This window comes from Serratia liquefaciens ATCC 27592, assembly GCF_000422085.1.
GTDB classification, from domain to species: Bacteria; Pseudomonadota; Gammaproteobacteria; order Enterobacterales; family Enterobacteriaceae; genus Serratia; species Serratia liquefaciens.
The window spans coordinates 490194-513429 of record NC_021741.1; the positions used below are offsets into that span (position 1 = coordinate 490194).

At 56.4% G+C, this 23236-nt stretch carries 22 protein-coding genes; 11 read left to right on the forward strand and 11 right to left on the reverse strand.

All coding sequences use genetic code 11. From position 1 onward, the window contains the following. The first annotated feature begins 235 nt into the window (after window positions 1-235). On the forward strand, window positions 236-1258 hold the full coding sequence (locus M495_RS02250; RefSeq protein ID WP_144079299.1) for a LacI family DNA-binding transcriptional regulator: 1023 nt from the start codon (window positions 236-238) through the stop codon (window positions 1256-1258). 17 nt (window positions 1259-1275) lie between these two features. Here the strand turns inward: M495_RS02250 and M495_RS02255 are convergent, their stop codons facing one another. The 7 genes from M495_RS02255 to M495_RS02285 all read right to left on the reverse strand — a co-directional run bounded on the left by M495_RS02255 (window position 1276) and on the right by M495_RS02285 (window position 8171). Continuing rightward, window positions 1276-2004, reverse strand: a complete 729-nt coding sequence (locus tag M495_RS02255) for a Fic family protein (protein ID WP_020825042.1) — start codon at window positions 2002-2004, stop codon at window positions 1276-1278. Continuing rightward, window positions 2001-2264: a hypothetical protein gene (locus M495_RS02260; protein ID WP_041415195.1), complete on the reverse strand. Its 264-nt coding sequence runs from the start codon at window positions 2262-2264 to the stop codon at window positions 2001-2003. The genes M495_RS02255 and M495_RS02260 overlap by 4 nt, the downstream gene beginning before the upstream one ends. A gap of 111 nt (window positions 2265-2375) precedes the next feature. Beyond that, window positions 2376-3338 carry a GTPase gene (gene yjiA, locus M495_RS02265; RefSeq protein ID WP_020825044.1) on the reverse strand — a complete coding sequence of 321 codons (963 nt, stop codon included), beginning with the start codon at window positions 3336-3338 and terminating at the stop codon, window positions 2376-2378. A gap of 12 nt (window positions 3339-3350) precedes the next feature. Continuing rightward, window positions 3351-3554 carry a YbdD/YjiX family protein gene (locus M495_RS02270; protein ID WP_004953088.1) on the reverse strand — a complete coding sequence of 68 codons (204 nt, stop codon included), beginning with the start codon at window positions 3552-3554 and terminating at the stop codon, window positions 3351-3353. A gap of 67 nt (window positions 3555-3621) precedes the next feature. After that, window positions 3622-5802, reverse strand: a complete 2181-nt coding sequence (locus M495_RS02275; protein ID WP_041414163.1) for a carbon starvation CstA family protein — start codon at window positions 5800-5802, stop codon at window positions 3622-3624. Window positions 5803-6047: 245 nt separating this feature from the next. After that, complete coding sequence (locus tag M495_RS02280; RefSeq protein WP_020825046.1) at window positions 6048-6758, reverse strand: trehalose-6-phosphate synthase; 711 nt, start codon at window positions 6756-6758, stop codon at window positions 6048-6050. A 33-nt stretch (window positions 6759-6791) separates the two neighbouring features. Beyond that, window positions 6792-8171, reverse strand: coding sequence for a glutamine synthetase family protein (locus M495_RS02285; RefSeq protein WP_020825047.1), 1380 nt, complete (start codon window positions 8169-8171; stop codon window positions 6792-6794). 258 nt (window positions 8172-8429) lie between these two features. Between M495_RS02285 and M495_RS02290 the strand changes: the two genes are divergently transcribed. Further along, a complete protein-coding gene (locus M495_RS02290) occupies window positions 8430-8744 on the forward strand; it encodes a hypothetical protein (RefSeq protein ID WP_020825048.1) in 315 nt (104 codons plus the stop codon). A 39-nt stretch (window positions 8745-8783) separates the two neighbouring features. Here the strand turns inward: M495_RS02290 and yncE are convergent, their stop codons facing one another. After that, window positions 8784-9860 (reverse strand): 7-bladed beta-propeller protein YncE, encoded by a 1077-nt coding sequence (gene yncE / locus M495_RS02295; RefSeq protein ID WP_020825049.1) that lies wholly within the window; start codon window positions 9858-9860, stop codon window positions 8784-8786. A 587-nt stretch (window positions 9861-10447) separates the two neighbouring features. Here yncE and M495_RS02300 point away from each other — a divergent pair. Continuing rightward, a complete protein-coding gene (locus M495_RS02300) occupies window positions 10448-11584 on the forward strand; it encodes a porin (RefSeq protein ID WP_020825050.1) in 1137 nt (378 codons plus the stop codon). Window positions 11585-11641: 57 nt separating this feature from the next. Here the strand turns inward: M495_RS02300 and M495_RS02305 are convergent, their stop codons facing one another. Beyond that, window positions 11642-12460 (reverse strand): AraC family transcriptional regulator, encoded by an 819-nt coding sequence (locus tag M495_RS02305; RefSeq protein WP_020825051.1) that lies wholly within the window; start codon window positions 12458-12460, stop codon window positions 11642-11644. A gap of 116 nt (window positions 12461-12576) precedes the next feature. Here M495_RS02305 and M495_RS02310 point away from each other — a divergent pair, with 116 nt between their 5' ends. The 8 genes from M495_RS02310 to M495_RS02350 all read left to right on the forward strand — a co-directional run bounded on the left by M495_RS02310 (window position 12577) and on the right by M495_RS02350 (window position 20942). Then, the gene (locus M495_RS02310; protein ID WP_020825052.1) at window positions 12577-12972 is read left to right on the forward strand and encodes a hypothetical protein; all 396 of its coding nucleotides are present in this window, start codon (window positions 12577-12579) and stop codon (window positions 12970-12972) included. Between the two features lie 15 nt (window positions 12973-12987). After that, on the forward strand, window positions 12988-13866 hold the full coding sequence (locus M495_RS02315; RefSeq protein ID WP_020825053.1) for a helix-turn-helix domain-containing protein: 879 nt from the start codon (window positions 12988-12990) through the stop codon (window positions 13864-13866). Between the two features lie 171 nt (window positions 13867-14037). After that, window positions 14038-14958, forward strand: coding sequence for a L,D-transpeptidase family protein (locus M495_RS02320; protein ID WP_041414166.1), 921 nt, complete (start codon window positions 14038-14040; stop codon window positions 14956-14958). A 506-nt stretch (window positions 14959-15464) separates the two neighbouring features. Then, a complete protein-coding gene (locus M495_RS02330; protein ID WP_020825056.1) occupies window positions 15465-15872 on the forward strand; it encodes an ExbD/TolR family protein in 408 nt (135 codons plus the stop codon). Between the two features lies 1 nt (window position 15873). Continuing rightward, window positions 15874-16626, forward strand: a complete 753-nt coding sequence (locus M495_RS02335; RefSeq protein ID WP_020825057.1) for an energy transducer TonB family protein — start codon at window positions 15874-15876, stop codon at window positions 16624-16626. Window positions 16627-16665: 39 nt separating this feature from the next. Continuing rightward, on the forward strand, window positions 16666-18906 hold the full coding sequence (locus M495_RS02340; protein ID WP_020825058.1) for a TonB-dependent receptor family protein: 2241 nt from the start codon (window positions 16666-16668) through the stop codon (window positions 18904-18906). Window positions 18907-19045: 139 nt separating this feature from the next. After that, entirely contained in the window at window positions 19046-19696 is a 651-nt protein-coding gene (locus M495_RS02345; RefSeq protein WP_020825059.1) for a MotA/TolQ/ExbB proton channel family protein, read from the forward strand. After that, entirely contained in the window at window positions 19689-20942 is a 1254-nt protein-coding gene (locus M495_RS02350; RefSeq protein ID WP_041414168.1) for a phospholipase D-like domain-containing protein, read from the forward strand. Before M495_RS02345 ends, M495_RS02350 begins: the two co-directional genes overlap by 8 nt. A gap of 21 nt (window positions 20943-20963) precedes the next feature. Here the strand turns inward: M495_RS02350 and M495_RS02355 are convergent, their stop codons facing one another. Beyond that, complete coding sequence (locus M495_RS02355; RefSeq protein WP_129942209.1) at window positions 20964-22046, reverse strand: hypothetical protein; 1083 nt, start codon at window positions 22044-22046, stop codon at window positions 20964-20966. Window positions 22047-22128: 82 nt separating this feature from the next. Then, the gene (locus M495_RS02360) at window positions 22129-23235 is read right to left on the reverse strand and encodes a DmpA family aminopeptidase (protein ID WP_020825062.1); all 1107 of its coding nucleotides are present in this window, start codon (window positions 23233-23235) and stop codon (window positions 22129-22131) included. Window position 23236 lies beyond the last annotated feature (1 nt).

A 23236-nucleotide genomic window follows, 5' to 3' on the forward strand; every position in this document is an offset into this window, starting at 1 on the left:
TTACTGCCTGGGCGATCCGCCGTTCCATCTTAATGAAACGCCCACAAGAAACCGGTTTCACAAAATCATGCTGATCTGTTTTAACTCTGGCAAGAATTATGATTTTTTTGTTTTTCATTTCGTGAAGTCAGTCACTTTAAGGCTGGGGAGGGCGGCAACGGCAGGCGCGAAAACATTCCAAAGGCGGGGCGTCTTGGGTAGACTGCGCGGAACCCTGGATTTTGACGGCGCAGAGATGGCAACAATACTTGAGGTGGCAAAAAGGGCCGGCGTTTCGAAAGCGACGGTGTCCCGCGTGTTATCCGGCAGCGGCTATGTGGGCCCGGAGAAGCGCGAACGGGTAGAGAAAGCCATCGCCGAGACCGGCTATCGGCCCAATCTGCTGGCGCGCAACCTCGCCACCAAAACCACTCAGACCATCGGGTTGGTGGTCACCAACACGCTGTACAGCGGCAACTATTTCAGCGAGCTGATGTTCCAGTCGGCGCGCATCATGGAAGAGCACGGCCGCCAACTGATCCTGGCGGACGGCAAGCACACCGCCGAAGAAGAAAAGGCCGCCATTCAATTCCTGTTGGACCTGCGCTGCGACGGCGTGATCATCTACCCGCGCTTTCTGTCGATCGCGGAAATGGACGAGATCATTTCCCAGCACAAACAGCCGATCCTGGTGATCAACCGTCGGTTAAGGCTGAACGACAGCTACTGCATCTTCAGCGATCAGCACGCCACCAGCGCGGCGGCGGTGGGGCACCTGATCGAACAGGGGCACCGCGATATCGCTTTCATCACCGGTTCGCTGGATTCGCCCACCGGGCTGGAGCGGCTTTCCGGCTATAAAGCCGCGTTGGCGGAGCAGGGTATTGCCGTCAATAGCGCCCTGATTGTCGAGGGGAAGTGGAATGCGCAAAGCGGCATGGCGGCGGTCGATGCGCTGCTTGCCAGCGGCAGCGCTTTCAGCGCCATTGTTGCCAGCAACGACGAAATGGCTATCGGCGCCATCAAGCGGTTGGCGGAGCGCCAAATCCCGGTGCCGTCCGCCGTTTCGGTGATTGGTTTTGATGACATCCCGCTGGCGCCTTATACCATCCCTTCGCTCTCCAGCATGAAAATGCCGGTAACCGACATGATCAAGGAAACCATCAATCGGCTGGTGTCGATGCTGGATGGCGGCGAGCTGAGCAAGCGCCCCACCTTCCCGGCCAGCCTGATCCTGCGGGATTCGGTAGCGGGGGGGCCTTATTTTCAGAAGGGGTAAGGGGGAGGCGGGTTTTATTATTTCCCACGGTACGTCATATAAATTTTTTGAATTTCAGGATCATCCAGACTGCCGTAGGAGATATTTTCTTTATCTAAGCCATCCAGCCCTTTTATCCCTCCGATGATGGTCGGCCAGTCATCACGGCTTGATATGTCGACGACAAAAGGCTGCAGATAATGGTCAAGATGTCTCTGAGAAGGGGCGTTTATCTCGTCAGTCAAAGCCTGGAGATAGTCATTTTTATTGCTCTCTGGCCAGTTAATGGTGAATCCAGCACGGAAGCTGAGTTCCATAAACACCAGCAAAATAGTACGGCCATTGCCGTCAAGAAAGGGATGCGCAAAAGCCAATAATCCCATAACCTCCCCTGGCCGTTCCCTGAAGCGTTCCTTGTCCACTGCGAGTCGCAGTGCATAATCAACGGCCAGACGAATAGAATCAGGTCGCTCAAAGACAGTATGGCGCGAATTTTTCTCTGAGCCTTTGAAGACGGCCAGATGAGGAACTAGTTCATTTCGATCCTTTCCCGCCCAAGGATAGAAGTCAGAGAAAAGAATTTCGTGAACTTTAAGAACAGACGAGTAGTTGATGTGCTTTGTTTGGGCGAGATAACTGAGGGCATCTTCGATACTTAATTCGAAAGAGAGATGTTCAGACTTTTTTATTTCAGCCGGTTCTTTGAGGTGCAGGGTATTCTGAAGATAGCCAGCAGCATCAAAGTCGCCGAACGGGTCAAAAATCATGTTGTTAATTTCTTGCGGGCATTCCTTTGTTCAAGGAAGTAACGACCCTGAAGGCTAAGTATTTCAGACTTGGTAAGCACACCTTTGCGTTTAAGATTAACCATGAGTTGTTCAACGTCATCCAATTCGACGGTGTCGTCAGCCAGACCAGTAATGGCAACCGCCATACGGCTAATGCCGTCGCGGTAATCTGTAATTTCATGATCTTTTGCGAGTTTATGGACATAACGTGCAACACTAACGAGAGATCTTTGCGGCATTTTGGCATCCTCAGTCATTGCTCATATTTTAGCATGCCACTGCTGTTCTGTCTTCGCAGCGCAACCTATGATGGCACTTCAGACTGCGCCACTTACCTCGAAAGGACTCTATCAACCCAACTCGGCAAACCTTGCCCGGATCTCCTCCTCCGGCAAATCTACGCCAATAAACACCAAGGTGCTGCGGCGCTCTTCCTCCGGCAGCCACTCGCGATCCCAGTCGGCGTTATACAGCCGTTGTACGCCCTGGAATAACAGCCGGCGCGGCTCGTCCTTGATCGACAAAATGCCCTTATAACGCAGCAGGCTGTCGGCGTATTCCAGCAGCAGGCCCTCCATTACTTCGGAAATCTGCATCAGCTCCAGCGGTTGGTCGTGGTACACCACGATCGAACCAATGTTGTTTTGCGCTTGCGGAATGCGGCGGAACAGCGGCGTCGGCGGCGTTAGGGTCAGCTTGTCGTTCAGCACAAAGCCTTCGATGTCGAACAGTACGCTGAGATCGATATCGCCGTGCGTCACTTTATACACCGGTGCGCGGGCGTTCATCTGCTGCAGGCGTTGGATCAGCGCTTCGCAGTCCGGTGCCACGTCGGTTTTGGTCAGCAGAATGCGGTCGGCGTAGCCCACCTGCGCCTGCGCGATGCTGAACTGGGTCAGTTGTTGGTCGGCATGTGCGGCGTCTACCAGGGTGATGATGCCGTCCAGCAGGAAGCGTTCGCAGAGGATCTCGTGCGAGAAAAAGGTCTGGGTGATTGGGCCGGGATCGGCCATGCCGGTGCATTCGATGATCAATCGATCGAACGCCAACTGGCCCTGGTCTACGCCGTCCAGCAAGTCCAGCAGCGCATCGGCCAGTTCGTTGGATTTGCTGCAGCAGATGCAGCCGTTGCTCAGGGTGGTGATGCGGCTGGCACGGTCGCCAATCAGCGCATTGTCGATCGGCACTTCGCCGAATTCGTTTTCGATTACCGCAATCTTGTAGCCGTGCTCGGCGTTGAGAATATGGCGTAGCAGAGTGGTTTTACCGGCGCCCAAAAAGCCGGTCAGAATGGTGACTGCGATGGGTTTCATTACGGGTCCTTATTAACAGCAGCGCATGCCGCCTTTGCCGTCCCCACCGTAGCGGGCCTGCTGGCGTTCGCGGAAAAACTCTTTATAGGTCATCACCGGTTTGTCCGGGTGGTTGTCTTTCATGTGCTGGACGTAGGTATCGTAGTCGGGCACGCCCACTAACATGCGCGCTGCCTGACCGAGGTATTTCCCCGCCTGGCCGAGATTTCCGAACATCGCCTTCTCCCCAAAAAATTACCCTGCATAACAGCTTTCATTATGCAGGGTATTCGTTAAATCACCATCAGTGCTGCGGTGAAACTTTGACGTCCCCCTCAGTTACGCCGTTGGAGGGCGCTTCTTCAGGCACCGGCACGTACGGCGTTTCCTGGTCGCTGCGGTTCGGGTTTTTATGCGCCGCCATGGCGGTTTTCACCCCGTATAAGATGATGCTGTACACCACCAGCAGGAACAGAATGCTCAGCCCGGCGTTGGTGTAGTTGTTCACCACGATATGGTTCATGTTAGCCACTTGCTGAGCGGTCAGCTCGGCACCGCCTTCGGCGATTTTGCGCTTGTACTCACCGGCCTGGAAGAAGAAGCCTTCCAACTGAGGATTGTCGCTGAACAGCTTCAGACCCAGGGCGTAAGTGGTACAAATCAGCAGCCATACCGCCGGCAGCACGGTGACCCAAATGTATTGGGTGCGCTTCATCTTAATCAGCACCACGGTACCCAACACCAGCGCCACGGCGGCCAGCATCTGGTTGGAGATGCCGAACAGCGGCCACAGGCTCTTCACGCCGCCGAGCGGATCGACCACCCCTTGATACAACAGGTAACCCCACAGGCCCACGCAGCCGGCGGTGCCGACAATACCGGCGACCAGCGAGTCGGTTTTTTTCAGGAACGGCACGAAGTTGCCCAACAGGTCCTGCAGCATAAAGCGGCCGGAACGGGTACCGGCATCCAGCGCGGTCAGAATAAACAGTGCTTCAAACAGAATACCGAAGTGGTACCAGAAGCCCATGTTGGCACCAGGAATGATCTGGTGGAATACGTGGGCGATACCCACTGCCAGCGTAGGTGCGCCACCGGCGCGGTTCAGCACCGAAGGTTCGCCGATGTCCTTGGCGGTCTGCAGGATCTGTTCCGGGCTGATGACAAAGCCCCATGAGCTGACGGTCGCCGCCGCGTGGGCGGTCACATCTTTCAGTGACGCCATGATCATCGGCGCATCTTCGGTACCCAAACGGTGCAGGTCAGGCATGGTGATGCCCAGTGCTGCCGGCGGGGTGTTCATGGCGAAGTACAGGCCCGGCTCGATAATCGAAGCCGCCACCAACGCCATGATGGCCACGAAGGACTCCATCAGCATCGCGCCGTAACCGATAAAGCGCGCGTCTTTTTCATTGGCCAGCAGCTTCGGTGTGGTGCCGGAGGCGATCAACGCATGGAAGCCGGACACGGCGCCACAGGCGATGGTAATGAACAGGAACGGGAACACCGAGCCTTTCCACACCGGGCCTGTCCCGTCGACAAACTGGGTGATCGCCGGCATTTTCAGCTCAGGGTTGAGGATCACGATGCCAATCGCCAGCCCGACGATAACGCCAATTTTCAGGAAGGTCGCCAGATAGTCGCGCGGCGCCAGGATCAGCCAGACCGGCAGCAGGGCGGAAACGAACGCATAACCAATCAGCGTATAGGTGATGGTGGTGTCTTTAAAGGTCAGCGCCGGGCCCCAGTACGGATCGTGGGCAATCACGCCGCCGAACCAGATGGAAGCTACCAGCAGCACTATGCCAATGATCGACACTTCGCCCACCCGTCCCGGACGCAGGAAGCGCATGTAAACGCCCATAAACAGGGCAATCGGCACGGTGGAACAGACGGTGAACACGCCCCACGGGCTTTCCGCCAGCGCTTTCACCACGATCAGGGCCAGCACCGCCAGGATGATGATCATGATCAGGAAGCAGCCAAACAGCGCGATGGTCCCCGGTATCGGGCCCATTTCCTTTTTGATGATCTCGCCAAGCGAAGCGCCGTTGCGGCGCGAGGAAATGAACAGCACCATAAAGTCCTGCACCGCCCCCGCCAGCACCACTCCGCCCAGTAGCCACAGCGTGCCGGGCAGGTAGCCGACCTGCGCTGCCAGCACCGGGCCCACCAGCGGGCCAGCCCCGGCAATGGCGGCGAAGTGGTGGCCGAACAGCACGTTTTTGTTGGTTGGCACGTAGTTCAGGCCGTCGTTATTGACCACCGCCGGCGTCGCGCGGAAGGCGTCCAGCTTCATCACCTTGGTGGCGATGTACAGGCTGTAATAACGGTAAGCCACCAGATACACCGCCACCGAGGCGACGATGATCCACAGCGCGCTGATGTGTTCGCCACGGCGCAGCGCAACCACGCCCAGGCAGGACGCGCCGAGTATTCCCAGCAGCATCCAGGGTATGTGTTTTAAAATCCCCTCTCTGTTCATTGAGGTGTCCTTAGTTCAAATCTGCAAAATGAGTGAGTTAACCCGCTTATAAGATGTTTCAGGCACGCGGCCCGGTGCGGATAACGTTCGGGTATAGGTTTAGGAACAGCTCATCATTGCGGGTTGGGGCTGGGGAAGACATGCGAATTTCAGTCAACGGTGCTATAGGGTGCCGAACGGTTGAAATCCCGGGGTGAGCGGTTGGGCGTTGCAGGGGGAGTGGCAACGCCCCACCGAGGGGCGGGTCAGTAAATCTTTCTGGCGTTGATCCCAGCGGGGAAAATGCCGGTGGCGAAGATGTGCCCGTTAACCTGCAACTGGCCGTCGGGCAGAATTTCGACCGGGTATTCGTGGGTCAGATAACTGAGAAAGTTATTGCGGTCGTCGAGCGTCTGAAAGCCGATCAGATCGTAGAAAAACAGCGATTCGATTAAGCCGTGGTGCTCGGGGATCTGTCTGAGCAGCGCCGTCGACGGGAACGGCAAATGGAAGAAGAACGCGCAGGGGTTCAGCAAACCCTGTTCTTTCAGCGCCTGGCCGCAGGGCAACAGCTGGTAATCATCAATACAGATGATGTCGTTCGGGCAAACATACTCGCAGGCGATATCGGCGAAATGCCGGTTGAGTTGCCGATAAGCGCGGTAGTTCTCCGGCGTGAAATGCGCCTTCTCCGGGTGGTTATGGAACACTGGCCACAGGCCATCGTGATAGTAGCCCTGATAGTGGAAGTGAAACTCCTCGGTCGATAACGGAAAGGTCACCTGCTCGTAGCCGCTGCGGTGCTGGTAACTGACTGGGCGCAGTGGCGCATCGCCAAAGTTCTGTACGTCACCGTTCCAGCCCAGCCACAACCCGCGATCGTCGTCGCTCTGGCTGTCAGGCGATAGGGCCTGCGTAGCGCAGGCCAGATCCTTGTCGTCACACTGCTTATTCGAGATCAAAACCAAACGAGACATGCTGCGTTCCTTGTTCAGGTTACGAATGGGGGGTTAAAGCATCCAGCGGGTTTCCGCTTCGGTGACCTGCGCTTCAAAGCGGCGCAGCTCGGCGCTCTTACAGGTGTGCCACAGCGCGGCAAACGCTGGGCCGAGGCTTTCCTGCAACGGTAGGGTTTGCCGGAATAACGTCAATGCTTCCTGCTGGCTGAGCGGCAGTGCCACCGCGTCGCCATTTTCATAGCCGTTGCCGCAGGCTGCCGGCGGCAGGGGTTGCGTGTGCTCCAGCCCATACAGCATGCCGCTCAGCATCGCCGCTACGGCCAGATACGGGTTGGCATCGGCCCCGGCCAGCCGGTATTCGATGCGCTGGTTGGCATGGTCGGCGCAGGGTAAACGCAGCGCTACCGTGCGGTTATTGTGTCCCCAGGAGGCGCGCAGCGGCACGTGCATACCGGGACGAAAGCGGCGGAACGCGTTAACGTTGGGCGCGAATATCGCCATCGAGGCTGGCATCAGCGCCAGCATGCCCGCCATCACCTGCGTCATGGTGGCGCTCAACTCGCCCGGCAGGCTTGCCAGCAGGTTGTTGCCCTGCTCATCCTGCAGGCTGATATGAAAATGCAAACCGCTACCGGCGGCCTGAGCACAAGGCTTGGCCATAAAGCAGGCGTGCTGGTGGTGTTTCTCGGCGATCTGGCGCGTCAGCCGCTTCAGGGCCAGCACCTGATCGCAGGCCTCCAGTACGCGAGCGCTGTGGTGCAGATTCAGCTCATACTGGCCGGAGGCGGCTTCGGCGACCACGCCGGTCAGCGGCAAGGCCTGCAGCCGGGCCTGATGTTCGATGTCATTGAGCAACGCCTGGTGGCGCTCCGGTGCATCGACAGAAAAACTCTGCGTCGGGCACTGTCCGGCCTCAGCCGGTTGCTGCAGCGGATCCTGCAGATAAAACTCCAGCTCTGCCGCCACGACCGGGAAGTAACCCTTGGCATGCAGGCGTTTGAGCACCCGTTGCAGCACCACGCGCGGCTCCAGCTCGCAGGCGTCGCCATCGGCATTTTTCATCGTCAGCAGCAATTGGGCATGGTGCTGCGGATCGCGGGCGCAGGGCCGCAAGGTTCCGGGCACCGGCAGACACAACCTGTCCGGCTCGCCGGCCTGCTGGCCCAGCCCGCTTTCTTCAATGACCTGGCCGCCAAGATCCATGGCGTAGATCGACAGCGGGAAATAACAGCCTTTATCCAGCGCAAACACCTCGGCGACAGGCAGCCGTTTCCCGCGGAATTGACCGTTCAGATCGTTGAGATAAATATCGACGTGTTCGGTGTCCGGATAGCGCTGTAAATACTGTTCTACTTCTTTGTAGAATGAACGCGCCTGCGAAGCAGGAATATCTGCCAGCAGTGGGTTAAAACCAATAACGTTAGCATGCATGGCAGCCCCCGAAATGAATTAAAGCCGCGGGGGAAATTATTATCAGGGCAGGGGATAAACACATGAGGCATCCGTCTCGTAAGGCCATATTGGCGATGTAATGATGTTATCTGCGCCCCTAAAACCTGTCTGTAAAAACGCCGTAACTTTATTTATAGCCGGAATAAAAAAGGTGTAAATAAGGGGCGTGGCTCTGATGGCCGAAGAATAAATAGCTGCATATACTGCTGAGAGCGACGTTATTCAGGAGAGAAAATAATGATCAGAGTTTTTATCGTGTTTGCCGCTGTGATGACGGCGTTCAGCGCCGGGGCCTCCTCTGAAGCGGCATGGGCCAGCGGCGATAAAGCACTGCAAACCGCCTGCCTGAAAGCCAGCAGTTTGAAAGGGGCCAAAGCCGTCGGCAGCATTATCCATTATGGTGACGACGTCGGTTACTCGGCCCTGTTGATCGCTGGGCGCTATCCGCAGGCGTTTATGCATAACAAAGCGGGCAAAGAGCTGTGCCTTTACCAACGAGCCACTAAAAAGGCGGTGGTTCAGGACGCTGACGGGCTGGCGGGGAAGCCATAGCTGCCGATCAAAAAAGGGCGCCGGGGCGCCCTTATGCCGTTATTTCAACGCGATACGGATCACGTCGTCCGGCGCGGTGGCTTCTTTCTCGCGGCTGGAAGCCTGTTTGACGCTCACGTACAGCGTCTGGCCATCCGGTGACAGCGCCAGGCTGTTCGGGTGGGTTGGGGTCTTGATGGTTTGCAGCAGCTTGTAGTTCTTGGCGTCGATCACGCTGACCTGGCCTGCCTGACGATGGGTGACATACACCTCATTGCGCGTCGGGTTGAACAGGACCGCCAGTGATTCCGGCACGTCGATTTTGCTCAGAATCTTGCCGTCGCGGGTATCGACCACCAGCACCTGGGCCTGCTTGGAGTCGGTGATAAAGGCGCGATGCGTGGCAGGATCCAGGCTGATGTTCAGGAAGAAGTGCTCTTTGGACTCGTCCAATTTCTTGCGGCTGAGCACCTTGTTGGTTTTGGTGTCGATAGTCACCAGCTCGCCGTCGGCGTTGGTCACGTACAGGCGGCTTGCGGCCGCATCCAGTGCCAGACCGGTACCGTATTTGCCGGTTTCGGTGATGGTGGTGCGCAGGGTCAGGTCTTTGCCGTCTACCACCCAAACCACGCTGGATTCACCCAGCCCGGTGATATACAGGGTGTCGGTGGTGGCGTCGGCCACCAGCTCACGCGGTGCCAGCGGTTTTACCGTTTCGGAGCGTTTACGCGCATCCAGCACCAGGCGGCCTTTGACCTCACCGGTTTTACCGTCGATGGCAGTGACCGAGTTATTGACGGTGTTGCCGAAGAACAGCGTGTCGGTTTTGCTGTTGATGGCCGCGCCGAAAGGTTTGATATCGTTGTGAATGATCTGGGTGATATCCAGCGTTTGCGGATCCAAACGATACACCACGCCGCCTTTGTCCAGCTTGCGGCTTTGCGAAGTGGCCAGATACAGCGCGTTCTCGCCCTGGCTGTAGACCATCTCGTAAGCGCCTTTGCCGACGGGCTTGCGCAGCAGTTCCGGCTCGCCCTGGGCCAGCAGCGGGGCGGAAAACAGCATTGAAGTCAGCAGCAGCAGTGGGAAAGCGGCGCGTGCGCCAAAGCGGCGGCTGATCGTTGTTGCAGAGTTCATAACCTCTCCATGGAGTTAAAGTGCCTGTCGCCGCAGGGCGGTTGCCCAGAGGCTAAAAAGCTCAACATTGAATTCAAAGCAAAATCCGGCCGGTCGCATCGTGTTGTGCCGGGCCTTCTGTTTGCGAATAATAATCATTATTCATGCCGGAGGGGAGTGATTTCTACCCAGGCTGGGGTGAAAATCACAATGTGAAGAGTGGGTGGAGGGTGATCGTCGCCGTGTCGCTGCGTGGGTTTCCTGGTTTTCCCTGCGGGCCGATAACAAATAATTAATTTAGCTGCGTTATTGTTTGGTCGCTGTAATAATATTTATTTGTTATCTCTTATAATAAAAACCCGATAATAACGGAGGTTTCTTTGGGTTAAAAACTCCGACTTTGTACGTTATGTGAGCGGTTAATTACATTGTCTTGCATTGAATTACAGTTGAATACTTTTGTGGTGAAAAAGTCATCCTGTGGTGGATAATCTCAGGTTATGACATGAATTTTTATAACTTGCGTCATTTGCACACATCGGGTAATTGTTTATGCGTGGCTCAAGACCACCGTATTTATAACAATAATTTTTCGGGCAGGGGTAATAATGAGATATATAAAAACGCCAATATTCATTGGCGGCGTTGTGCTGTCGGCGTTATCCGCCGGCGCCCAGGCAGAAATCACCATTCTGGATAAAAACCCGCAAAGCAATGTGTTGCTGGCACCGCTGAGTTTGAAAGTTGGCGGCAGTATTCGCCCCGAGTGGATATTTAATAATGGCCCGGAGCCGGGATATTATAAAAATGGTCATGATGGCGGCACGCGCTTTCGCTTCAGCGGCGACTATGCGCTGACGCAGGATACCTCGGTTATCGGCTACTACGAGTGGGGCGTCGATCTGGCACACGCGCTGAGCTGGGACGGCCACTACAACGAAGACGGTAAACGCGACTATCAGCGCCAGCTGTACGGCGGCTTCAAAGATGACCGCTACGGCACCTTAACCTTTGGCCACCAATACGGCATTTATTATTCGGTTGTCGGCATTAAAAGCGACGTCTGGGATAACGATGGTCATGCGGGCGGCACCGGCATTGGTATTTCCGGCGACTACGACGGCGGTAATAAACCGAAGAACAGCCTGAAATACACCAATGATTTTGGGCCGGTTACCTTATACGCCAACTATTTATTACCGGAAGACGATTTGCACACGGCGGATAATCTCATCTATCGCCGTAAAGGCGGCGGCGGGTTGGGGTTTGATTATAAGGCGACGAAGGAATTAACCTTCAGCGCGGCCTACAGCTACACCGACGCAAAAATCAAAGACAATCAATATAACGAGAAAGAGTATCACCAGCAGTTGTCCGGCACCGCGCTGACCTGGCAACCGAATAACTGGTATATCGTTGGGACCGCCAGCTATTACAAAGACTATGTGCCGAGCACCCGTGAACGTACCTTGTCGCATTATTTCGCCGGGAGCGGTTACGGGGTAGAAGGCTTTGTCGGTTATACCTTTAATATCGACAAGCCTTTCCTGAAATCGATCCAGCCTTATGTGGCCGCGGACTCGCTGCAATTGAAGGGCGACGAGGAGTACCACGCCAATCACGTTTACCTTGGGGCGGGTACCACCATCGGCTACGGCCTGTCGGTGTATGTGGAACGGACGCTGGCCAACAGCAGCGACAACGAACCGGACTCCACCTGGGTGACGGTGTTCTACGACTTCTGATCACTCCTGACAAACTTTCCAGGCCGGCCTCGTTGCCGGCCTTTTTGTCGGGTTATTTCACAGGGTGATCCAACCGCCCTGCGCCCGATCCGCCGCGGTTTTCTCCGCCAGATAGCGTGCCGGCGGTTTGCCGACGGCTTTGCGAAACATGGTGACGAAGCCACTGGCGCTCTCATAGCCCAAATCCAGCGCCACCCGCTGTACGGTCTCCCCCTTGGTCAGGCGTTGCAGCGCCAGCATCACGTGCAGTTGCCGTCGCCAGTGGCCAAAGCTCATGCCCATTTGCTGCTGCAGGGTGCGGTTGAGGGTGCGTTCGCTCATGCCGATGCGCTGAGCCCATTGGCTGAGGGTGGCTTTGTCCGCCGGATCGGCCAGCAGGCGCTCGGTCAGTTGGCGAATGCGTGCGTCATTGGAGACCGGCAAGTGCAGGTTCTCAATCGGCGCGGCGGCCAATTGATCCAAGAGTACGCCAATCAGCCGCCCTTCAGCGCCTTGCTCGTCATACAGCGGATCAAACCCGCTGGCCTGCAGCAGCAGTTCGCGCAGCAACGGCGAAACGGCCAACGTACAGCAGCTGGTCGGCAACCCGGCGATGGCAGCCTGATCGACAAACAGCGCGTAACATTCGGTGGCCCCGGTACCCTGAGCGTTGTGCAGCACGTTGCTGGGCATCCAAAGCGCACACTGCGGCGGAACCAGCCACAGGCCGTTTTCCACTTCGCACCGGATCATGCCGCGCATCGTATAAATCAGCTGCGCTTTTTGGTGCCGGTGATGGGCGACTTCCCAATCCTTGTTAACGGTGGAACCCTGCACGGCAAAAACCGCCCGGGGCACCCGATCGATATCGAAAAGCGGTTGAGTGACAAAAGGCATGAGAATAATTCTCAATTTGGCGCAAATGAAAAACATTATGTCCTGATTGTGCAATGTGGTCTAGTGCTTCCGCCGATAAAGTAAGCGCACGTTTCCGAACTCTTAGGAGAAATCTCATGTCATTAGATTCTGCAACCTTCCCACTGGTCTGGATGCGTCAGCAAGCCGCCGGCGAACCGAAAGATACCCTCGCCGAATTTGCCGAATTCAGCACCTTACTGCAGCGTGAACAGCCGTTTGTGCTGCTTTGCGATCGTCGTATGGACGAAAGCGGCGAGCAGGATCGCGACGAGCGTACCCAGGTCGCTCTGTGGAAACGCGATCACCGTGAGGCGTTAGCGAAATGGGTTAAAGGTATGGTGCTGATCGAGCCGGACGACATGCGCCGAAAGGCGGCGGAAGAGTTTGTCGATTTCGCCAGCCGTTTCTGGGGTTATCCGGTGATGGTGGTGGCCAGTGAGCAACAGGCCCATGAGCTGGCACAACGCCTGCTCGAGCAGCGGGAACAATAATTAAAAGGAAGCGCCATGTATCAGCAACAGGTAATTGCGCAACTGCTGGCCTGGATTGAAGCAAACCTCGACCAGCCGCTGACGCTGGACGATATTGCCGCCAAATCCGGCTATTCCAAATGGCATTTGCAGCGGCTGTTCAAGCAGTTGACCGGCCATATTCTGGGCACTTACGCCCGGCGCAGACGTTTGACCGCCGCCGCGCGTGAGCTGCGGCTCACCCATACCGGCGTGGCCTGCATTGCCGATAAGTACCAGTTCGATTCCCAGCAGACCTTCACCCGTTGCTTCAAAAAACAGTTCGGTTTGCCGCCGGCCGGCTATCGCCGCAGCGCGGATTGGTCCAGCCACGGCATGCAGCCGCCGCTGCGGATGGCAGAAGGCCCATTGCCTCAGGGGAGTATTGTCACTCTGCCGGCCATGCAGCTGGTGGGGCGTACCCAGCGTCGCAGCTGCACTCTGGGGCAAATGCAGCATTCGAAAAATGAGCTGCGCCAGTACGTCTGGAACCAGGTGCTGCAACCCGAAGTCGCGCCACCGGCGGTAGTCTACGGCCTCACCAGTCTGGAAGCGGACAACCGACAGCTTGATGGTCAACGCATGGCCTATACACTGGCGCTGGCAGATGAACAGGCCGAAGGGGAGCAGATCCTGATCGAGCAGGGCGATTACGCCAGCTTTACCTATCAGGGGCAGGTCGAAGAGTTGCCAAACTTCGTCGATCGCCTGTACGACTCCGCGATGCCCATGATGAAAGCTGTGCGCCGTCCCGGACAGGATATCGAGCGTTTTTACCCGGCACAGGGAGAGGTTTGTAATGCACGCGGTACGGCGATCCGCTGTGAATATCTGATCCCGATTCGCCGAACGTCACCGCCGGCCGCTGTGCTTTAACGGCAGTTTTCACAGAAAAACCTCTTCGTGCTGCACCAGGTTACAAAAAAGTTCGATATTGCGCTGGTAATGTTTCACACTTAGGCCGATGTGCACATATAATGCGCATCCGGTCATTTATGGCCGCATAACCTATATTGATAACTGCCAGTGGCCACTACCAACACGAAGATGAAAATGAGCATTCGCGCGTTACTAACCCTGTTTACGGCACTGGTGGCTTTCAGCCAGGCTGCCTTCGCCGTTGTATATCCGTTGCCTGCCAAAGACAGCCGTCTGGTGGGTGAGAACATCCAGATCACCGTACCGGAAGACAGCAAGCTGCCGCTGGAGAGCTTTGCCGCTCAATACCAGATGGGCCTGAGCAATATGCTGGAAGCCAACCCGGGTGTGGATCCTTTCCTGCCGAAAGCGGGCAGCACTCTGACCATCCCACAGCAGTTGATCCTGCCGGATGCGCCACGTGAAGGCATCATCATCAACAGCGCCGAGATGCGTCTGTACTACTACCCGAAAGGCACCAACACCGTGATCGTGTTGCCAATCGGTATCGGCCAGTTGGGCAAAGATACGCCGCTGAACTGGACTACCACCGTGCAGCGCAAGAAAGACGGCCCAACCTGGACGCCAACTGCCAAGATGCGTGCGGAATACGCCGCGGACGGCGAGATCCTGCCTGCAGTATTCCCGGCCGGTCCGGACAACCCTATGGGGCTGTACGCGCTGTACGTCGGTCGTCTGTATGCGATCCACGGTACCAATGCCAACTTCGGTATCGGTCTGCGCGTGAGCCACGGTTGTGTGCGTCTGCGTGCTGACGACATCAAGTTCCTGTTCGAAAACGTTCCGGTCGGCACTCGCGTGCAGTTCATCAACGAGCCGATCAAAGCCAGCGTTGAGCCGGACGGTTCTCGTTACATTGAAGTGCACAACCCACTCTCTGCTAACGAAGAACAGCTGAAGTCCAAAGATCCGGTGCCGTTGACCATCTCTGCGCCAGTGGGCAAAGTGATGATGGACCCGGCGGTTAACCAGAGCGAAGTGGACGCAGCAATCAAAGCCCGTTCCGGTATGCCGGTTAAAGTGAACTGATTGATTCAGTCGCTGTAGAAAAGGCGCCTTAGGGCGCCTTTTTTTATGGCTAAATAACACCGTTTTGCGCAGGCCTCCGCAGTTCTTTGCTTTTCGTTACCGCTGCCGCTTTAAAGGTCCGGTACTGTTAGCAAAAAACAGATTTTCTCGTTGCCTTAAACGGGCATCGCGAAGCTGTAGGTGGGCCAAATTGCGACAGGAAACTGTCGGGAGGCCCGTCGCTGAAACTTCTTTCTCTGGTGCAAAAATACGGCCTGAAGATCTTGCTGTAGAGTGTCAGAATAATCACAGCTTATCTGCCTATGCATCACCGCTATAAGTCCTTCCTGATAATTATTCCTCAAAAAATCATCGTTAATTAATTGGTTATATATCCCCTCCGACCAGTGATTGCCTGAGAAAAAACTCTCAAAACCTCTGTGTTGTGAAAATAAGATCACACAAACGTAACAAAAGATAAACATAGGCTCTCTATATTGGCTGCTTTGCTTTTGGGAGGGAGTGCCATGCGTAACTGGAACGAGCCGAAAAAGAACAAAGCGCACATCGAACTGATCCCGATGATCGACGTGATGATGTTTTTGCTGGTGTTTTTTGTGTTGATTAGCCTGAACGTGATCCCGGCCCTTGGGCTGAAGACTCAGTTGCCGTCCGCCGGCAGCGCTCAGCAATTGAAGCCGCAGAAGAAGGCGATCATTACCCTGGGCGCTGAGGAACAACTGCAGCTCGACGGCCAGCCGATAGCGCTGAGCGCGCTGGTCAGCACGCTGAAGCAGCAGCAGCAGGAAAACCAGACCACCACCATTATCGTTAATAGCGACAAAGGCGTTGCGGTAGAGCGCCTGGTCGCGGTGATGGATAACCTGCGCCAGGGCGGTTTCTTCTCCGTCTCCATCGCCACACGGAAGCTGTGACATGTATCTGCTCTATCGCTCACGTCACCTTTTCAGCTGGTTGCCGGCGCTGATCGTCGCGGGCTGCGTGCTGTTCGCCAGCCAACAGGCGGCGCTGAAAATTCAGCCGCGCTATGACGAAACCGCCATGGAGCTGGCATTGGTCGAGCCGGAACCTCAGCCACAGCCGGAACCGGAGGCGCCGGTGGAAACCCCGCCGCAACCCGAGCCACCGCCGCCGGAACCTGAGCCCCTTCCTGAACCTGTGGTGCCTGCACCTGAACCGATTGTCGAGGCCAAACCGGTGCCCAAGCCACAGCCGAAACCCAAACCCAAGCCGGTGAAAGAGAAAGCCAAGCCGGTGGAAAAGGCCAGGCCCGCCGCGGTGCCGGCAGCGCCGAGAACCTTGGTCAGCAAGCCCGCCGCACAGCCCGTTCCGCCGGCTCCAGCGGCACCGAAGGTGAATGCGCAGGCAATCGAAAACGGTTATCTGCAGGCATTGCGCCATGAGCTGGAGCAGCGCAAGCGCTATCCCAGCGGGCGGCAGGCTTCGCTTGAACGGCCGCAGGGCAACGTCGAGGTGTGGCTGGAGGTAGATCGCAGCGGTCGGGTGATCTCTTCCGGCATCACCAATAAGGCCTCCAGCATGCTGCTCAACCGTGCGGCGCTGAGCAGTTTGCAAAGTATCAGCCAGGTGAAGCCGTTCCCAACTGAGGCTTTCAACGGGCAAACAACCAAAAGATTTTCAGCCACGTTCAATTATCAGGCGCCTTGATGCCTGGCATAACAGTTTGATTTTTATGGGATGGAAACAATGAAATCTTTCAATCGATCTGGGATTTATCTGGCAGTGATGTCGGCGATGTTACCGGGTGCCGTGCTGGCGGCGGACTCGACCGACGTCGGCACCATCAACGTTAAGGGGCAGTCGCTGGGCGGCGGCATGATGGTGCAGGAGGACAGCGCCAAGTCGCGTTCCACCATCACCAAAGAGGCGATGGATAAAATGCCAGCGGCGGCCAACGCCATCGACAAGCTGAAATACACGCCGGGCCTGAACGTCAACAGCGACGATGCCAGCGGTCTGAGCGGCGTTGATTACACCATGCGCGGTATGAGCTCCGATCAAATCGGCCTGTCGATGGACGGGATCCCGATCAACGATTCCGGCAACTATGCGGTTTACCCGAACCTGCTGGGTGATTCAGAGAACCTGGGGGAAGTGTTCGTCACCCAGGGATCCTCGGAAGCCGACGGCCCGCACATCGGCTCCAGCGGCGGCAATATTGGCCTGGTGACGCGGCGTCCGTCTAAAGACTTCGGCGGCTTCGTCAAACAGACGCTGGGCAGCAACAACCTGAGCAAAACCTTTGCCCGTCTGGAGACCGGTGAGTACAACGGCTTCAGCAACTGGATTTCCTATTCGCACACCGAGGCCAAAAAGTGGCGCGGGGAAGGGCGCTTGTACTCCAACAAGTTCGAGATGAACTCGTTGTATGAGGACGGTAACGGCAACAGCAGCAACCTGATCATGAAGTACAACCAGCAAAATAACGTCAACTACAACACCCGCAGCAAGGCTCAGTTCGCGGAAGACCCCCGTGGCGATTATGACACCACGCCGTCCTACAATAACCGGGGCCAGCTGACTCGCTATTACAAGCTCAACCGTAATCCGTTCGAGAATTTCAACCTGACGTTCACCCAGAAGCTGCAGCTGCGCGACAACCTGGCGTTAACCCTGCAACCCTATTACTACTGGGGGAACGGCGGCAGCTTCAGCGGCCAGAGCGCGTCGGTACTGTCCAGTACCTCGGATCGGGCCGGTCAGTATGACCTCAGCAACTTGCAGTCCAACACCTATTACCGTCCTTCCTGGACCCAGACCTGGCGGCCGGGTATCACCACCAAGCTGAAGTGGGACATCAACGATCAGCACAGCCTGGATATCGGCTACTGGTTTGAACGTGCGCGTCAGTCGCAGACCCAGCCGTTTATCGGCATCAAGGACGACGGCAACCCGCAGCAGCTCTCGGGTAAACCGGGCGGTTCCGATCAGGTGAAGGACGCCAACGGCAAAACCGTGCAGGGGCGTAACCAGTACACCATTACCCCGGCGCAAAAAGTGTGGCTGCAGGACACCTGGTTCGCGACGCCGGACTGGACCTTCGTCGGTGGGCTGGCCTATCAGTACGTTGAACGAAAAGGCGATAACAAGGGCAGCCTGTATAACGTGCCGGAAAAGCGTGATGCCAAATACCATGAATTTCTGCCGAACTTCAGCGCCAGCTACAAGCTGAACCCGGAAAACCAGGTGTTCTATAACCTGACACGCAACATGCGCACCCCGCCAAACTACGTGTTGTACAACGTCGGCGATTCGCTTAGCACCAAGCCTGAACTGAGCTGGAACCATGAGCTGGGCTGGCGTTTCGAGCGTGAAGATATGCTGCTGAGCGCCTCGCTGTTCTACTTGCGCTACAGCGACCGTCAAATCTCTACCACCAATCCGGACGGTGACTACGAGATGATGAACATCGGCAACGTAGAGAACAAAGGGCTGGAACTGGAGTGGAGCGGCCAACTGCCGCATAACTTCAACTACTACACCTCGTACACCTATACCGAGTCCAAGCAGAAGAGCGACATTGTCAGCAACGGCGGCCTGCCGCTGCCGACCAGCGGTAAAGAAGTGCCGAACGTGCCGAAAAACCTGCTTAACGTGACCCTGGGTTATGACGACGGTTTGTATTACAGCAGCGTGAGCGGCAAGTACGTCAGTTCGTTCTACGGCGACCTGACCAATGACGAGAAGATTGGCGGCCGGACGGTATTCGATCTGGCGGCGGGGGTGCATTTGCCGGTGGACAAGAAGATCGTCAAGAGCGCGGCGCTCCGCTTCGGCATCAGCAACCTGTTTGACAAGGAGTACCTGACTTCGGTGCGCTCCACCACCTTCAACGCCGCACCTTATAACGGCGTAAGGGCCAGCACGCCTTACTACAACGTCGGGGAAGAACGTACCTTCAGCGTATCGCTGGAAGCCACCTTTTAACTATTTATACCCTATGGCTTTCAAGTTGCAGCCAGGCGGCCAACTCGCTCATCCCCAGGCGCTTACTTAAGTAACTGGGGTGAGCGAGTGCAGGTAACAACGCTGCGGCTTGAAAGACGACGGGTAAGAGGACTGAACGATGAATGCCAATCTGTTACACGACATTATTTTCTACGTGATGTACGCCGCGCTGGCGATTGCACTGGTGATCATTATCGAACGTGCGTTGTATTTCGCCTATACCCAACGCCAGGCGCGTCGACTGGAGCAGGCGCTGACGTTGGATGTGCACCGCACGGCCGATCTGCCGGATGAGTTGACCCAGCGCAACAGCCTGCCGCTGGCGGTGATTTCACCGGTGCTGGAGCAAAAACACCGTGCCGGTGACCGCGAGGCGATCGGTGATTTGATCGACGCTCAGTATTTGTTGAGCAAGCCGCTGATGGCGCGGGGCCTGTGGTTGCTGGAAACTATCGTTACCGCGGCACCGCTGTTGGGGCTGCTGGGCACGGTGATGGGGATTATCGAAACCTTTAAGGCACTGGCTGCCTCGGGAGTGTCCGAGCCGAGCCTGGTTTCTGCCGGGATGGGCACCGCGCTGTACGCTACCGGACTGGGTATCGCCATCGCGCTGCTGTGCCTGGTGGGGAACAACTATCTGCAAAGCCGTATGGAGCGCATTAACGAACTGTTGAAGGTGCTGCTGATCCGCGCCGGTGCGCCGGGCAGCCGCCCGGAAAACGGCAGCCGCGAGCAACGGGTTGACAGCGAGGTGCCGCGCTATGCCTAATGGCCGTCATTCACGGTGGCCATTAGGCCGCCTTTACACTGCGTTATGGGGTGGTTGCCTGTTGATGTTGAGCCAGAATGCGGCGGCGCGCTTTGAAATTCCCGGCTACGAGCTGGTGTATACCGCACCGGTAGAAACCGCGTTGCAGGCGGATGACCTGCGCAACACTGCCGAAGTGTGGCAGCAGATGTTTGATGCGGCGAAAACCCGCATCGATCTGGGCCAGTTCTACGTGGCGAACCAACAGGGTTCGCTGCTGGATGGCGTGCTGCAGCATCTTAAAGCGGCGGGGGAACGTGGGGTAAAAATTCGTTTCCTGATGGAGGAGAAGGGCATCCGCATTTCTACTCCCGAAACGCTGGAACAGCTTAAGGCGATCCCGAATCTGGAGCTGCGTATCATCCCTTACCAGCGGCTGAGCGGCGGCATTCTGCATGCCAAATACCTGCTGGTGGACGGTGAACAGGCGTTTGTCGGCAGTCAGAACTTTGACTGGCGCGCGCTGGCGCACATCCATGAAACCGGGCTGCGCATCAGCGATGCCAGTGTGGTGCGGCAGATCCAGGCGATCTTCGAACAGGACTGGCAGGCGCAGGCGTTGCTGGCGGCGGAAAAACCGGTGCCCCAGCTGACGTCCCAACCCACGGTAGAACCGCTGCAGAGCAATTACCTGGTCGCCAGCCCGCGTGCCTACAACCCGGCGGGCGTGATTGATTCGCAGCTTGAGCTGCCGCGCCTGTTGGCTTCGGCCAGGCAGCGAGTGCGGGTACAGGTGATGGACTACGCGCCGTTGTCTTTTGGCCCGGACCGCACCCGGCCTTACTATGCGGTGATCGATAACGCCCTGCGCAGCGCTGCCGCGCGCGGTGTGCAGATTGAGCTGATGGTCGCTAACTGGAATACCAAAAAGCCGGATATCGCCTGGCTGAAAAGCCTGGCGCTGGTGCCGAATGTACAGGTGAAAGTGGTCACCATACCGCCGGCAAGCAGCGGGTTTATCCCGTTTGCCCGGGTGATCCACAGTAAAATCATGACCATCGACGGCGAGATCGCCTGGGTAGGCACCAGCAACTGGACCGGCGGCTATCTGGACAATTCTCGTAATCTGGAGATTGTGCTGCACGACGTGAACATGAGCCAGCGGCTGGACAAGCTGTACAGCCAACTGTGGGACAGCCTTTACGCCGAACCGCTGAAACTGGATTACGACTACCCGACGCCCAAACCGGGCGGCGAATCTCAATAGTGTGAAATAGCGTGGTGGTTATTATTTATCGTTGGATGACGTTTCACATTTCTGCTCTTTAAAGGAAAGGGTGTTATCGCCAAAATAAGCAACGGAGACCACCCCTTTTTCCAATTCAGCGACTGTCGCTTCAGGGGGAAGATTATTACATTGGTAGTTGGGGTGATAATGAAGCTCAACAAGGAATTTTTTTGCGATAAGACTGAGGGTTGGTGAGCTGATGTCATAAGTACTTTGCATGCCTATGACCATTAAAGAAGCCAGTATGAGAGGCGCCGCTATGCGCGGCAGCATGATGAGCTTTTTCACTTCTAACTCTTTGTTCGCATCGGGTGAGAGATGTTTCTTCCCGGTAATAAGACGCTGCGCCGTGCGTTTAATAAAGTTCGGTGCAAATATTTGCAGCGGCATGGTGACGAACATTGGAATGAGAATGGCTAACCATTCCAATACGGCCATTGTGATAACGCATAGTAGGATGATGCTCAAGTAAGCGATGGGTGTATACAGGGTCGCGACTATCGTGGTCATTTCCGGGAAAAAACGCGCGTTAGTGTGGGTGAGTTCTGTTAGCCAACTCTTTGACATGGCAGTTGAAATGTAAAAGGCCAACGTTCCTATACCGGCTAGCAGGACTTTTCCTGCCAATCTTGCCCAGGTTTTTCTTATCACCCATTCACACCTGGATTTTAAATCTAACAGGGCTGCGAACGCATAGATCCCAATGCTGATCTGTAACATCAGCAGGCTTTGAGCGTTAATCAGGAAAGCGTAGGGAATTTGCAAGGTAATGAGAAATGTGGCGACATAAAGCAGGAACTCTGTCGCAAGCGATAGCTTATAAAATTGCCGGGTGTTGATCACTAAACGCCAATAGCGTCTGATTAGCTTTTTTTTGATTGTGGGAAACAGAGCAACGGTTCTAAGCAACAATAAGGTCGGCATCGCCATAAGCAAGCACAGGGTTATGGCATAAATAATATAATTTTTGTTGTAGAGAAATAGCGCGAAGAAGACCAGTAAAACGCTTACCACAAATTGGATGCGTCGTTTCCCCGGGGGGATCCTATTTAATATGGATTTGAGCGAGAGGCGGCTCATCATTAATTCCTTGAGAATCAAAAAATGGACGCCGCCCAGAGTAGCATTTTTTAGTCTGTCCTCATAACCAGAGCAGACATTGAAATTATTTCCGCCAGCCGCTTTTTTCCAGTGCCGTCAGCAACTGTTCGGCGCTCAGTCCCTCCGCCCGATGGCCATTACCGGAAACGGTATTGGCGGCCAGCAGGGCATTGATAATCGCCTCTTCCACCGCTTCTGCCGCTGCGGCAAACAGCTCGGAGATGTAATCGTTGTTCACCATGCGCAGCGGGGTGGTAAAGGCACCTTTGTTGGCGTAGTCGGCAGGGGGGAGGCCGTCATTGCCGGTGGCGAAGGCGATAAAAATGTCGCCGCTCGAGTCTTCGGTACCGCCGCCGGTGCGGGCAATGCCGATGCTGGCGCGTTGTGCCAGACGGGCGCATTGGTGCGGCAACAGCGGGGCGTCGGTGGCCAGGGTGACGACGATCGACCCCATTCCCGGGTGCGGCAGCTGCGGTGTAAACGGCGAGTGAATATGTGCCAAATGACGGCCCACCGGATAACCGCCCACCAGCAGCGACGCGCGTTTGCCGTGGTTGGCTTGCACGATGGCACCGACCGTCCAGCCACCGCGATCGGCAGGCAGGCGGCGCGAAGCGGTGCCGATGCCGCCCTTGAACTCATGGCAGATCATGCCGCTGCCGCCACCGACGGCACCTTCCTGGGGTAATCCTTCGTGTGCCGCCTGCAGTGCTTGCCGCACATGTTCAGGCTTGACGTGAAAACCGTTGATGTCGTTGAGCAGGCCATCGAAGGTTTCCATTACCACCGGCATATTCCAGTACACCGCGTCGTCGGCCGGCAGCGCTTCACGTTCCAGCGCGATCAGGCTGTCACGTACCACGCCGACGCTGTGGGTGTTGGTGAAGGCGATTGGGCTGGTGAGCAGGCCGGCTTCGCGGATCCACTCCAGCCCGGTGGCGTCGCCATTGCCGTTAAGCACATGTACGCCGGCAAAGCAGGGGGATTGCCGGGCCTGGCCGGCACGCGGTTCGATCACCGTGACGCCGGTACGCACGCTGCGCCCGTCGGGCAAATCGGCGTGGATGCTGGCGTGGCCGACGCGAACGCCGGGCACGTCGGTGATGGCGTTCAGCGGGCCGGCAACGCCGTGGCCGATTTTAATGCCCAAATCCTGAGCGCGCTGCGACATG